This is a genomic window from Pseudomonas sp. EYE_354, from assembly GCF_023148575.1.
Taxonomy (GTDB): domain Bacteria; phylum Pseudomonadota; class Gammaproteobacteria; order Pseudomonadales; family Pseudomonadaceae; genus Aquipseudomonas.
Genome location: NZ_JAHXNQ010000002.1, coordinates 294,207 through 307,265 on the forward strand (window position 1 = coordinate 294,207; position 13,059 = coordinate 307,265).

At 63.2% G+C, this 13,059-nt stretch carries 14 protein-coding genes; 7 read left to right on the top strand and 7 right to left on the bottom strand.

Annotated elements, in window-relative coordinates:
- Positions 1-9 precede the first annotated feature (9 nt).
- The gene (locus KZX66_RS04065) at positions 10-786 is read right to left on the bottom strand and encodes a class II glutamine amidotransferase (RefSeq protein ID WP_248076680.1); all 777 of its coding nucleotides are present in this window, start codon (positions 784-786) and stop codon (positions 10-12) included.
- Between the two features lie 21 nt (positions 787-807).
- The gene (locus KZX66_RS04070) at positions 808-1,344 is read right to left on the bottom strand and encodes an MFS transporter (RefSeq protein WP_248076682.1); all 537 of its coding nucleotides are present in this window, start codon (positions 1,342-1,344) and stop codon (positions 808-810) included.
- A 24-nt stretch (positions 1,345-1,368) separates the two neighbouring features.
- Here KZX66_RS04070 and KZX66_RS04075 point away from each other — a divergent pair, with 24 nt between their 5' ends.
- A complete protein-coding gene (locus KZX66_RS04075) occupies positions 1,369-3,411 on the top strand; it encodes a S9 family peptidase (protein ID WP_248076683.1) in 2,043 nt (680 codons plus the stop codon).
- A 67-nt stretch (positions 3,412-3,478) separates the two neighbouring features.
- Positions 3,479-3,952: a cyclic nucleotide-binding domain-containing protein gene (locus KZX66_RS04080; protein ID WP_248076686.1), complete on the top strand. Its 474-nt coding sequence runs from the start codon at positions 3,479-3,481 to the stop codon at positions 3,950-3,952.
- On the opposite strand, the gene KZX66_RS04085 is transcribed toward KZX66_RS04080, so the two are convergent.
- Positions 3,949-4,227, bottom strand: a complete 279-nt coding sequence (locus KZX66_RS04085; RefSeq protein ID WP_248076688.1) for a hypothetical protein — start codon at positions 4,225-4,227, stop codon at positions 3,949-3,951. The two genes, KZX66_RS04080 and KZX66_RS04085, sit on opposite strands and share 4 nt — an antisense overlap.
- Positions 4,228-4,305: 78 nt before the next feature.
- Between KZX66_RS04085 and KZX66_RS04090 the strand changes: the two genes are divergently transcribed.
- Positions 4,306-4,992, top strand: coding sequence for a hypothetical protein (locus KZX66_RS04090; RefSeq protein ID WP_223013741.1), 687 nt, complete (start codon positions 4,306-4,308; stop codon positions 4,990-4,992).
- Between the two features lie 32 nt (positions 4,993-5,024).
- Here KZX66_RS04090 and KZX66_RS04095 read toward each other — a convergent pair whose 3' ends face one another.
- Positions 5,025-5,945, bottom strand: coding sequence for a ParB/Srx family N-terminal domain-containing protein (locus KZX66_RS04095; RefSeq protein WP_248076690.1), 921 nt, complete (start codon positions 5,943-5,945; stop codon positions 5,025-5,027).
- A 101-nt stretch (positions 5,946-6,046) separates the two neighbouring features.
- Here KZX66_RS04095 and KZX66_RS04100 point away from each other — a divergent pair, with 101 nt between their 5' ends.
- The 3 genes from KZX66_RS04100 to KZX66_RS04110 all read left to right on the top strand — a co-directional run bounded on the left by KZX66_RS04100 (position 6,047) and on the right by KZX66_RS04110 (position 7,405).
- A complete protein-coding gene (locus KZX66_RS04100; protein WP_003172528.1) occupies positions 6,047-6,421 on the top strand; it encodes a YajD family HNH nuclease in 375 nt (124 codons plus the stop codon).
- 97 nt (positions 6,422-6,518) lie between these two features.
- The gene (locus KZX66_RS04105; protein WP_053136646.1) at positions 6,519-6,986 is read left to right on the top strand and encodes an RNA methyltransferase; all 468 of its coding nucleotides are present in this window, start codon (positions 6,519-6,521) and stop codon (positions 6,984-6,986) included.
- Positions 6,987-7,054: 68 nt separating this feature from the next.
- Complete coding sequence (locus tag KZX66_RS04110; protein WP_248076692.1) at positions 7,055-7,405, top strand: DUF2892 domain-containing protein; 351 nt, start codon at positions 7,055-7,057, stop codon at positions 7,403-7,405.
- A 25-nt stretch (positions 7,406-7,430) separates the two neighbouring features.
- On the opposite strand, the gene KZX66_RS04115 is transcribed toward KZX66_RS04110, so the two are convergent.
- Both KZX66_RS04115 and KZX66_RS04120 read right to left on the bottom strand, forming a co-directional pair.
- Positions 7,431-8,651: a hypothetical protein gene (locus tag KZX66_RS04115; RefSeq protein ID WP_248076695.1), complete on the bottom strand. Its 1,221-nt coding sequence runs from the start codon at positions 8,649-8,651 to the stop codon at positions 7,431-7,433.
- Between the two features lie 13 nt (positions 8,652-8,664).
- Positions 8,665-9,114 (bottom strand): YcgN family cysteine cluster protein, encoded by a 450-nt coding sequence (locus tag KZX66_RS04120; RefSeq protein ID WP_124399843.1) that lies wholly within the window; start codon positions 9,112-9,114, stop codon positions 8,665-8,667.
- A 147-nt stretch (positions 9,115-9,261) separates the two neighbouring features.
- Here KZX66_RS04120 and KZX66_RS04125 point away from each other — a divergent pair, with 147 nt between their 5' ends.
- Positions 9,262-9,852, top strand: a complete 591-nt coding sequence (locus tag KZX66_RS04125; RefSeq protein ID WP_248076927.1) for a nitroreductase family protein — start codon at positions 9,262-9,264, stop codon at positions 9,850-9,852.
- A gap of 45 nt (positions 9,853-9,897) precedes the next feature.
- Here the strand turns inward: KZX66_RS04125 and KZX66_RS26350 are convergent, their stop codons facing one another.
- Positions 9,898-13,008 carry a hypothetical protein gene (locus tag KZX66_RS26350; RefSeq protein WP_282445812.1) on the bottom strand — a complete coding sequence of 1,037 codons (3,111 nt, stop codon included), beginning with the start codon at positions 13,006-13,008 and terminating at the stop codon, positions 9,898-9,900.
- Positions 13,009-13,059: the final 51 nt, after the last annotated feature.

A 13,059-nucleotide genomic window follows, 5' to 3' on the forward strand; every position in this document is an offset into this window, starting at 1 on the left:
TCGATATCCCTACTCGGTAATGCCCTGGCTGACGCATTCACCGCGTCGCCACAGGCTCCATTGGCCCGGTTCGTAGCGGGTCCAGTTTTCATTGTCGGTCAATGGCTCGGTGGCGATCACCGTCACCACGTCATTGGGGGTGGTTTCGGCCTGAAAATCGACGATCACGTCGACATCTTTCAAGCGCGCGGGGCCAAAGGGCGCGCGGCGGGTGATCTGTGCCAGTTTGGTCGAGCAGTAGCAAAACAGCCAGTCGCCGTCGCTGAGCAGGCAATTGAACACACCTTTGCTGCGGTATTCGGCGCAGGCGGCGATCAGGTCTGGCAGCATGCGTTCAATGTCCACCGGCTCGGGAAACGCTTCACGCACGCGGTTGAGCAAATCACAGAACGCCGCTTCGCTGTCGGTATCGCCCACCGGCCGATAGAAGGTGGCGCGGGGGGTGAAATCCGCCAGTTGGCCGTTATGCGCAAAACACCAGTTGCGCCCCCACAGTTCGCGCACGAACGGGTGAGTATTGGCCAGGCTCACCTTGCCCACGTTGGCCTGGCGGATATGGCCGATCACCACTTCACTTTTGATGGGGTAACGCTGCACCAGCAGCGCGACTTCCGACTCGCTGCTGGCCGCCGGGTCCTGGAACAGACGCAGGCCACGGCCTTCGTAGAACGCGATGCCCCAACCGTCGCGGTGGGGGCCGGTGCGCCCACCGCGCTGCATCAGCCCGGTAAAGCTGAACACGATATCGGTGGGGACGTTGGCACTCATGCCCAATAATTCACACATGCCAGGGCTCTCGCTGCAACGTTAAAGGCGCGGTTCGACCCGCATGCCGCTGACGGGCGCCGGGCGACGAAATGGCTCGTCGTCTTCGTCTTGCTCAGGCTCGGCAGCCAGGGCGGCATCGACGGCGGCCTTGCGCGCCTGGCGCGCCTTGGCCGCACGCTCGATGGGCCAGCGGATCAACACAATCACCAGGTACACGCCAAAGGCGATCATCGTGTACATGAACAAATCGGAAATGGCGCGCCAGGCGTTATTGCCGACCTTGAGCACCAGGTCCATGGCGGTGATGGCCACGGCCGGCGCGAACTGAGTCTTGACCGGGTCAACGATGGTCGGGCTGAACAGCAGCACCGCCATCAGCAGTTGCAGCGGCTCGCGCAGCCACCGCCAGATCCAGCGGGTCATGCGCCACCACACCAACAGGCAGCCCAAAGCGGCGAAGGCGTAAAGGCCCCAAGCGGTCAGATAGTCGTTCTCGGTCATGGTGTCCATGGCAAGGCTGGCAAAGAGGCGGCTATGATAACGGCTTTTGCGTGTCGCGGCTGCAATGCCTGCCACCGTCCGCCAGACAGAGAGTGATCCATGCCTATATCCAACGCCCCGATCGCCCGCAAGGCCCCTGGCCCAGACCCTTACGCCTGGCTGCAGGAGCGTGACACGAGCGAAGTGCTCGAGTACCTCAAGGCCGAAAATGCCTGGCAGGAGGTGCAGCTTGCCGACCAGGCCGCGTTGCGCGAAACCCTGTTCGAAGAGATCAAGGGCCGCATCCTCGAGACCGACCTGTCGCTGCCCTCGCCATGGGGCCCGTACCTGTATTACACGCGCACCACCGCCGGTGACGAATATGCCCGCCACTACCGCTGCCGCCGCCCGGCCGATGACAGCAACCAGGTCGACGAGAACAGCGAAGAGCTGCTGCTGGACCCGAACGAACTGGCCAACGGCGGCTTTTTCTCCCTCGGTGCGTTCAGCATCAGCCCCGATCACCAGCGCCTGGCCTACAGCCTGGACACCAGCGGCGATGAGATCTACACCCTGTTCGTGAAGGAATTGGCCAGCGGCAAGGTCAGCGAACTGGAGTTCCAGGACTGCGACGGCAGCATGACCTGGGCCAATGACAGCCTGACCCTGTTTTTCGGCGAACTGGACGACACCCATCGCCCGCACAAACTGTATCGCTATCGCCTGGACGGCACTGCGGCGCAGGAAGTGTTCCACGAGCCCGACGGCCGTTTCTTCCTGCACTGCTACCGTTCCAGCTCCGAGCGCCAGTTGCTGCTGGCCCTGGGCAGCAAGACCACCAGCGAAGTCTGGGCCCTGGATGCCGACCAGCCACACCTGGCCTTCACCTGCCTGGCGCCTCGGGTCGAGGACCACGAGTACGATGTCGACCACGGCCAGTTGAATGGCGCATGGACCTGGTTTATCCGCAGCAACCGCGACGGCATCAACTACGCACTGTTCGTGGCTACCGACATTGGCGATGTGCCCACCGAAGACGAGTGGCAAAACCTGATCCCCCACAGCGATGAAGTGATGCTCGACGGTGTGAGCCTCAATACCGGCGCCATGACCCTGAGCCTGCGCATCGGTGGCCTGCCGGTGATCGAGGTGCACCCGGAAGGTGGGACGGCGTACCGCGTGGAATTGCCCGACGCCGCCTACAGCCTCTACGTGCAAAACAGCCTGGAGTTTGTCAGCGACAGGATCCGCCTGCGCTACGAAGCCCTGAACCGCCCGGCCCAGGTGCGTCAGCTGGAACTGGCCAGCGGCGCGCAACAGGTGCTCAAGGAAACCCCGGTGCTGGGCGTGTTCAACGCTGACGATTACGTCAGTCAGCGCCTCTGGGCGACATCCGCCGATGGCACCCAGGTGCCGATCAGCCTGGTGGTCAAGCGCGACCACGTCGGAAAACCGACGCCGTTGTACCTGTATGGCTACGGTGCCTACGGTTCGAGCCTGGACCCCTGGTTCTCCCATGCGCGCCTGAGCCTGCTCGAACGTGGCGTGGCGTTCGCCATTGCGCATGTGCGCGGCGGCGGCGAGCTGGGTGAAGCCTGGTACCGCAACGGCAAGCAGGAAAACAAACAGAACACCTTCAGCGACTTTATCGCCTGCGCCGAACACCTGATCGCCAACGGCCTGACCACCTCCAAACAGCTGGCGATCAGCGGCGGCAGCGCCGGTGGCCTGTTGATCGGCGCGGTGCTCAATCAGCGCCCGGAGCTGTTCCAGGCGGCGATTGCCGAAGTGCCGTTCGTCGACGTGCTCAACACCATGCTCGATCCGGAGCTGCCGCTGACCATCACCGAGTACGACGAGTGGGGCAACCCCGAAGACCCTGAGGTGTATGCACGCATCAAGGCCTACGCGCCGTACGAAAACGTTCGGGCCCAGGCTTACCCGCACCTGCTGGTGATCGCCGGCTACAACGACAGCCGCGTGCAGTACTGGGAAGCGGCCAAGTGGGTGGCCAAGCTGCGGGACACCAAGACCGACGACAACCTGCTGCTGCTCAAGACCGAACTGGGCGCCGGCCACGGCGGAATGAGCGGCCGTTACCAGGGATTACGTGACGTAGCACTCGAATATGCATTTGTGTTCAAGGCACTGGGCTTGATTTAGGAACTTAGTGCGGCGGTTTTGTCTGAACACAGGACCGCCTACTGATTGATGGACCAAGATTGCAGCCATGGCACTACCGACTTTGATGAACACCGAAATCCGCGACATGCTCATGGACTGCGGCTTGTTCGATCCCTTGTTGCCGGAAGACTTTCACGTCGCCGCCGGCTATTTCAACATCAGCAGCATCGCCCGCGATGAGACGATCTTCCTTGAAGGCGATGCCGGAACGTTCATGTGCATCATCCACAGCGGCCAGGTGGCGGTGCAGAAGACCAGTCACGACGGCCGGCGCGTAACCATCGCCACCCTGCGCAGCGGCCGGGCCTTTGGCGAGATGGCGGTGCTCGACGGTGAGCGGCGCTCCGCCAGTTGCGTGGCCGCCAGTGATTGCGTGCTGTTGAACCTGGGCAAGGACTCCCTGGAAAAGCTGCTCAACGAAGCGCCGCGGGTGGCGGCCAAGATCATCCGCGCGATTGCGATTGCCTTGTCCAAGCGCCTGCGCATGGCCGATGGGCAGTTGCTGGCGCAGCAGGTTTAACCGCCAGGCGTCTTCGGCTTGCCGTCGTTCTGTTGCAGGCCGGGCACCGTCTGGTCCTTGGGCGGCGTGGGCAACACGATGGGGGCCAGGGGCGGCGAACCGTTGGTCTTGGGCAATGCCGGCGGCGTGACTTGCGGGTACAGCGTCGGCGTTGGCGTGCCCGGCGCGCCGGCGGTTGGCGCGGGGGCGACCGGCACGGTTTGCAACTCCTGAGCCTGCGCTGCACCGCAGGCGAGCGCGCTCAACACAATGACCGTTAGAATGCTGCACTTCATCGATGGCTCCATGGCCTGACCGGAATGTCGTAAGGCTACTCCCAACCGCGCAAGAATGCCCTTCCCAATGAGATTTCCATGAAACGTTTCGTTCTGCTCGACACCACCCCGATCCCCGACAACGGCGGTGCCTTGTGCCTGTTCGAATACGGTGAAGATTTTGTCATCAAGATCCAGGGCGGTGACGGCGGCCAGTTGATGAATACGCGCATGCACGGCTCCGAAGATGCGCTGGCCGAAATCCCCTGCCGTAAGGTCGCTGGCCGCCCGGGTTCACGGGTGCTGATCGGCGGCCTGGGCATGGGTTTTACCCTGGCTTCGGCGCTCAAGCATTTGGGCAAGACCGCCGAAGTGGTGGTGGCCGAACTGGTGCCGGGCGTCGTGGAGTGGAACCGTGGACCGCTGGGGGAGAAAGCCGGGCGCCCGCTGCTGGACCCGCGCACCGTGATCCGCATGGAAGACGTGGCCAAGGTGCTGCAGGCCGAGCCCCAGGGATTTGACGCGATCATGCTCGACGTCGACAACGGCCCCGAAGGCCTCACGCAAAAAGCCAACAGCTGGCTGTACTCCGCCGGTGGCCTGGCCGCCTGCGCCAAGGCCCTGCGACCCAAGGGCGTGCTGGCCGTGTGGTCGGCCAGCGCCGACAAGCTGTTCAGCGACAAACTGCGCAAAGCCGGTTTCAAGGCCGAAGAGGTGCAGGTGTTTGCCCATGGCAACAAGGGCACGCGGCACACCATCTGGATTGCGGAGAAGCTCAAGGGCTGAGCCCGCGCCTCCAGGCCCCGGATCAGATCGCGTCAGTTGCGGGATTTGCGGTAGTCGATCACGTACGGCACTTTTTTGTCGAAGGTCTTTTCCAGCTCACTGCGGTCCAGTTGGGTCATGCCGCCCAGTTGATGGGCGCTGAAACCACTGTCGCCCACCGGTGCGCCCGGCGCCAGGCTGACCATGCGCCTGGCGACCGCTTCAATCGCAGCCTTGTAGCCACTTTTCTTGTTGAGGTTGTACGCCCCCAGGTCGATCTGGGTGCGCAGCCAGTTACCCCAGTAAAACTCCAGAAACTCCGGCGCAATGTCCCCACCCTCCGGCTTGCCATAGGCGGCCTTGCGCGTGAAATACACCAAGCTGCGCAAGGTGTCGTCCTGCAGGTTCTTGAACCCCAGGTGGGCCGGCAGTTGCGCGGGCGGCAGGGTCTGGCCCCGGTTGTCCTTGAGCCAGACCTTGCGGGCAGCCTGCATGCGCCGCCAGAAGGTGGCAAGGTCCGGGCTGTTGCTGAAGTCATCGGTAACTTTGACCCACATCTTCAACTGCGGGCCGGCGCCGGGGGTTTCCCACAGGGTGGTGAAGCTGTGATGACCGTCGGTCAGGTACAACTGGCCACCGGGGCCGACCACTACGGTTTTCATGTCTTCTGGGTGCGTGCCCACCGGGTCCTGGCAGGTGAAGCTGGAAGGCTGGCGCAGATCAGCGTGTTTGGGCACCTTGTCGGCAGCGCCCTGGCCATTGGTTTCGCAGTACTCATCGAAGGCTTTGGCCGGTTTCTCGGCGAACAGGCCGAGGCTGTAGTAGATCTGGTCAAAACCCACCACCGCCTGGGTCGGGTGCAATTGTTCGAGGGCGACCTCGATCACCTGCCCGGGCCCGGGTGTGGAAAACGCCTGGGCTTGAGTCGCCAGGGCGCCAACGAGCAGTGCAGCGGTCCATGTGTACCAACGCATAGGTTTCGGATCCTTGTGAAATGAATGAAGCGATACTACAAACGTGCGCCGACGGCTAGAATCAACGCTATCCGTGAACCACCAAACAGCCAGGAGCCATGATGAGCTCGACCAACCCGCCCTCCCACACCGCCAAGCTGGACCGCATCCTCGCCGATGCCCAGCGCGACCGGGAAATGGGCTACCGCGACAAAGCCCTGAAAATGTACCCCCACGTGTGCGGCCGCTGCGCCCGTGAATTCGCCGGCAAGCGCTTGAGCGAACTCACCGTACACCACCGCAACCACAACCATGATGACAACCCCCAGGACGGTTCCAACTGGGAATTGCTGTGCCTGTATTGCCACGACAACGAACACTCGCGCTACACCGACCAACAGTACTTCGGCGAAGGCTCCACCAGCAGCCCGACCATTGCCAAGGCCACGCACAACCCGTTCGCGGCGTTGGCGGGGTTGATGAAAAAAGACAGCTGAAAGCCGCACGTTGAAAGCTGCAAGAAAAAGCCACTCGGCTTTTAACTTGCAGCTTGCCGCTTATAGCTATAATGCTGCCTTTTTTGAAGGCACCTCCGTGGGCAATAAACGCTACAGCTGCATCGGTCTGTATAACCCCAAATCCCCGGAAAACGTCGGTTCGGTCATGCGTGCCGCCGGCTGCTACGGCGTGGCCTCGGTGTTCTACACCGGCGTGCGTTACGAGCGCGCGCGGGATTTCATCACCGATACCAAGAAAGTCCACCACGACATTCCGCTGATCGGCATCGACGACCTGAAAAAAATCCTGCCGCTGGGCTGCATTCCGGTCGCGGTGGAACTGGTCGAAGGCGCCCGCCCGCTGCCCGAATACACCCACCCCGACCGCGCGCTGTATATCTTTGGCCCCGAAGACGGCTCCCTGGATAAAGACATTCGTGACTGGTGCGAAGACGTGGTGTACATCCCCACCACCGGGTGCATGAACCTCGCCGCCACCGTCAACGTGGTGCTCTACGACCGCCTGGCCAAGGGCAATAACACCCGCTCGGGCCCCAAGTACTGATTTTTTGGGAACATCCGGCGCCTGCGGGCAGTCAGCTATTTACACTTGCCCTTGTTGGAGACTGAATCATGAGCGACAGCAAAACCGTGCGACCTGTCATCGAACACACCCCGTTCCAGAGCCAACCCACGCAGAACGTGCACGGCTGGGAACGCATCGGCTCGGTGGCCGGTGGCGTGATGATGGTGGGCAAAGGCCTGCGCCGGGGCGGGATTTTCGGTTTGATTCAGGTGGCGATCGGCGGTGTGGCGCTGGCACGCGGGTTTACCGGTCACAGCACACTTAAAGACAAGCTGGAACAGGGTCGCCAGGAAATGAACAGCGTGCGCACCAAGATCGAACGCGCGGGCCTGGAGTTGAAGAACCTCAAGACCCAGGCGGAAGTGGCCGCCGAAAAAGCCGTGAAGACCCCGAGCTGATCCCGGCGCTTTTCCAGCGTCTGGCTCAGCGCAGCAGTTTGCTGTCGAGCACCACCGACGGCTCGCCGATGATGCTGTCGGCGAGCTGTACAAACGCCTTGGTGGTGATGCTGTCGGCGCGCATCACCGCCTGCGCCAGATCATCGATCGAGCGCTTGTTGTGGGTTTTCACGCGGATCTCGCGGTCCAGCTCCTGCATCACCACCACCGCCCGCGACACGGTTGCGCCGCTGACGTGCTCGCCGCGCAGGGTGGTCACGTCCTTGCCTTCCTTGATCAACCGCGCCTGAATCGTCTGGTAGCGCTCATCGGTAATGCCGCCGGCGCGACGCAGCAGTTCGATGGCGTAGTACTCGCCCAACCCTTCGCTGATCCAGTCACTGGTGTCGTGGTCGTTGAAACGGCCAATCGCCTGCACCACTTCACGAATCAACGGGCTGCCGCCGTTTTCGCTGACCAGCGGCGTGCGGCTGTTAAGGTAGATCGAATCTCGCGCCGAAAACGCGCCACGGCGCATCGGGTCGCTGGCTCCCACCACCAGCAACTTGCTCGGATGGCGCGGGAATGCGGCTTCCACTTGCGGCCAGACGAACGTCAGCAATGTCAGTACATCCATACGGCGCATGGCCTGGCCTTTGGGCGAGGCCACAGTGACTTCGGTTTCGCCCAGGCGCACGCGACGGCTGCCGAGGGTGCCGGCGAGCATCCAGCCGGTGGGCCGGTCGAACAGGCGTGACACGTTGTCGATACGAAATTTTTGCTTGCCGATGCGCGGCCAGGCGGTTTCGACGCTTTTCCAGCCGGCTGGCAATTCAAAGACCAAACGCGAGACCAGCTCAACGCCGTCCTGTTGATCGAGGCGCGCGGCGGGCACCAGCTCTTCGCCCCGAAACAATGCCCAGCTCGGGGTCATCCGCGCTTCATACGCGCCCGGCCTGCGCGCCTGGGTCAGGCGCACGCGGTAGGTCAGGCTGGCCTTGTCGGCACTGGGTTGCCACACACCCCGATGGCCGCTGACCTTCCACTGGCCGTCGGCCTTGAAGTCGCTGTAGCTCGCGTCGGGGCCCAGGTCGAAGTCCAGGCTGCGCACCGCCGCGCCCTGGGACAGGCTCACGCGCACTTCTGCCTGCTCGCTCTGGGGCAACAGCTTGACGTGATAGTCCAGGTCGACTTTCTTCGCGCACCATGCCGGCAGACTCAGCGCCATCAGCACCAGGCCCGCGGCCAGCCGGGTTCCCCGCCTCATACACACTCCTTTCTCAGCCCGCGCGGAAGATCAGGTAATCCTCCCAGTCGTCTTCGGGCACGCTGCCTTCGCTGAGCATGCGCCCGGACTGGGAAATGCGTTCATGGTGCACGGCGTCACGGTCGCCGCAGACCAGGTGATGCCACAACGGCAAGTCCTTGCGCTCACTGACCAAGCGGTAGCCGCAGGTCGGCGGCAGCCATTTGAACTGGTCGGCCTGCCCCGGCGTGAGCTGGATGCAGTCCGGCACCGAGGCGCGGCGGTTGGGGTAATCGGTGCACTGGCAGGTTTTGAGGTCGAGCAGTTTGCAGGCAATTCGCGTGTAATAGACGCTGTTGTCCTCTTCGTCCTCAAGCTTTTGCAGGCAGCACAGGCCACAGCCGTCGCACAACGATTCCCACTCCTCCTGGTCGAGTTGTTCAAGGGTTTTGCGTATCCAGAAAGGTTCGACTTTGGCGGCCATGGCTCTACATCAGTATCGGTAGGTGAAAAGGCCGCCAGTCTAGTACCCACGGCGCCTGGAACCAAGCGCTTGCGACCTGCGGTGTTGCAAGACTTGTCAGTCTGGCGGGCGCGCAGTAGTTTTGAGCACCGCATTGACGCTCAGGAACTGCCCACGACACGTGTTGCCGACTATCCGATCCACCCGCAATTCACCGACCGCTGGTCGCCTCGTGCCTTTACCGGCGAGAACATCCCGCAGGACACCCTGCTGAGTTTCTTTGAGGCCGCACGCTGGGCGCCGTCGGCATACAACTCGCAACCCTGGCGTTTTCTGTACGCGCGTCGCGACACGCCGGACTGGGAACGTTTCCTGGGCCTGCTCAATGAATTCAACCGTGGGTGGGCGCAACATGCGTCGGCCCTGGTGATCATCGCGTCGAAAACCGACTTCGTCGCCCCCGGCGCCACCGAAGAAACCCCGGCGCTGTGGCACACCTTCGACACCGGTTCCGCCTGGGGCCACCTGGCGCTGCAAGCCAGCCTCAGCGGCTGGTACACCCACGGCATGGCCGGTTTCGATCAAGCGTTGACGCGCAAAGAGCTGAAAATACCTGAAGGCTATGCCCTGCATGCCGCCGTGGCGATCGGCAAGCTGGGTGACAAGTCGACCTTGCCGGAGTACCTGCAAGGTCGTGAAATGCCGAGCCCACGCAAGCCGCTGAGCGAGCTGGTGTCGGAAGGCGATTTCAGCCTGTAAACCGCCAGTAGGCACCCTGCCGTTGGATGACGGCAGGGTCCGGCGTCAAGGCTGCGGGGCAATCAGCGCGGCGAAGTCCTTGCGCAATTTCGCGGCGTGGCGCTGGTACACGTCGATCACGCCCTCCACCATGAACTCACCGGGCATGCCGTTCATATCGACCGGGTAGACCTTGTTGTCTTTCTGCGAGTACATGAAGTTCTTCAGTTGCAGGTCATTGTGGTAGATGTCCTTGGCTTCCATTTGCGCCAGGGCGTCGTCCAGCAACGGGCGCACCGAGGGCGGCAGGCTGCCCTTTTCGAACTTGCTCAGGTCCACGCCATCGATCTTGCCCATTTTTATGTATTTGCGGCCCTCCTCCACGCGCAGCTCGGCAAAGCCTTCGCCGTAGTATTTGTTGAGGTTGACCACCTCCATGTCCCGGCGGCCTTCGGCGCTCGTCCAGCGCGTAGGCCCGAAGTCCTTGTAGACGCTTTTTCCGTCAAGACTTTCATAAACAGTGCCCTCGGCGCCGGCTCCAATCTCACGTCCAAGGTCAGCTTTGACCGACACGGGCTCGACCACGTCCGCGGCGGCCGGAAGGTGAGTCAATTGGCCATCCACCGCACGGGCGCCCGGCGTGAAGTCGTCCATCGGGCGCCCATAGAGGCGCATGGTTTGCGTATCCAGCGGATACCATTGGCCGCTGTGCAGCACGGCACCGCCTTCCACCTGCTCCCCGGCGACCTTGAACGTGCCCGTTGCCGCCTCGCCATGGGTTTTGCTGGCAGCCTTGAGCAAGTCATAGCGACCCGCCGCGCCGCGCAGTTGGTTGAATTGCCGGGTTACCCTGGCCGCCGCGTGGCGGGCACCGCGCAGTGCCGACCTGGCGCCGCCAGCCAGCAGATCGCCCATACCGCTCAAGGGGTTAAAGGCCTCGACCAGGGTGGCCCCGACAAACCTCGCCGCCTTGGCCGCGTGGCGCGCCGTCGACAGTGCTGCGCCGAGCACTTTGCCGGCGTGCGCCGCTTTGCCCGCGCCAAGGGTAAGCAGCCCGACGGCGTCCACCGCAAGGTCGAACACGCCCTGGCCAACGTTGCCCTTCTTGAAACTGACGATGGCCGAGCGCAACGGGATGAGGTTCAGGAAAAACTGGCCGATCGCTTCGTTTCGGGCACTGTCCTGGTCATAGGACGTGATACCCCGCGCCTCTTTCAACAGGTCGTCGTTCTTCAGGTCCAGCGACTTCACGAACAGGTCGGCAATCGCCTGACTGCGCGGGGAGTTGAAGCTGTCGGGCAACGCCGCGCCCTGCGCTTGTTCGACAAAACGCTGCGCCAGGCCAGGCGCAGGCTCGAACACCACGGTCCGGGCGAGGATGTTCGCCTCGCGTGTCTGCAGCTTGTCGTCGGTATAGGGCGCTGTGCGGCGGCGCAACAGGTAGTTTTCTTTCTCGATGGTGCCCCGGCGCGTGTCGAGGGTGTAGAGGTTGACCTGCCCATTGCGCGTTGCCTTGATCTCCAGGGTATGGCCCCTGACATGCAGGGCCGGCGGGGTGAACAGATCGCCGGCAATTTTGTATTGGTTGGTATGGAAGAACTCCAGCTTGCCGAACTCCAGGTTCTTGCGGTCTTCCAACGGCAGTGTGGCGATCAAGTGCCTGACCTTGCCCTGGTGCCCCTCTTCCTGGGCGCGGATAGCCCCGTCGAAGGCGCTCTTGAACGCGTCGGCCACCCCCAGCTTGCCCCTTTCGTAAAGGCTGCAAAATGCAGTGATGGGAAGGCGGCTGTCGTTACTGACCCAATGTTCCTCGGCCTTCAGCTTGCCGCCCTCCATGACGATGTCCAGCATCGACCGCGCGCCCGGATGCAGCCCTGGCCGTCCCGTTTTGAGCCTGGCTTTCTGAATGCTTTTGACCTCGAAAAGGCGAGGATCCAGATCAGGAAAGGCCGCCGAGAGCTGGGCCAGCGCCAACGCCCTACGGCTCGGAATTTGCGTTTGCAGCAAGGTAGTGGTGGTTTTCAGGGCGCTGAGCTGATGGTTGTACGCGGCCCGCACACGCTCCATCTCGGTCACCGAGGGCGTCTCGGCAGCGCTGCGCAGCACGCCGTTGACGACGCCCCAGTCCCGGAGTGCGTCATGGTTGATCGCCTGGCCCAGGGCTGGGTCGCTCTTGAGCTGCTCGGCGGCCAGCAGGATCTGCGCATAGCCCATGGCGAGCGTACGGCCTGGGGTCTGCGCTTCGATCCTGGCCACCGCCATCGCCAGTTGCGCCCACATCACGCTGCCATAGGTCACACCGGCCGGGAGGTCTTTGACCAGATACTGCGGCGCCGTCCGCGCCAGCAGCAGGTACGCCCCCAGCCTGGCGGTGCGTGCGCTGACCCGGCCTTGCTCAAGTAAATGCTTGCCCAACCCGTCAATCACCGCCGAGGCCGGTTGCCCCCAGTATTGACTGCTCGCCAGATCGAACCCGGCAATGTGATTACGCGTGGGGGCCGCCTGATCGTGGGGATCGAGGCCCAGGTGCAGGGCGGTCAACACATAGTCGTCGCCCGCGCCGGGTGTCGGCACGCCGCCCAGCCGGGTCTGAAGCACTTCGCCCAACGCCTGGGCCTTGGGCGAAGCGAGCAATTTCTCCAGGGCGAGCATTGGGTCCGCGAGGTCGGCGTCGGACACCGAACTGCCGCTGAGCAGGTAGCCCAGGGTGCCGGTGCCGCCTTCGGGCAGCGGCAGCCCCGGCACCTGGCGGGTGCTGCTGTGCAAGAAATTGACGAGGCTGTCCTGGTCCTGGCCGGGCATCGCCAGTGGCCAACCCAACGCGCCGCTGAAATTGCCCAGGGGGTGAATCTGCGCCTGCCTGGCGGTTGAGTCCTTGAGGTCGATCAACGCCTCCAGGGTCGTGGGCGGCGTCAGGCCCCAGCCGCGCAGATAAGCGTCCAGGCTGATCAACCGGTTGGCGGGTAAAGGCGGTTGCGGGGGATAGGACGAGTCTTCGCACACGTACATCAGCGTGCTTTTAAGGCGCGCGGCCAGCGTCGCTTCCATCTGCGCCCTGACCGCTGGCAAGGACGACGACGCCTCGGCACGTACCTGTGCGGGGAGCGTCTGCACGATGTGCTGGAGCCGGTCGACCAGAGTCCGTCGGTTGCACTGGTCGCCCAACGCCGTTTTCAACGCCGATATCTGGCGGGGTGCAGGCGAGTCGCTGGCGACGGACCTCGGCGT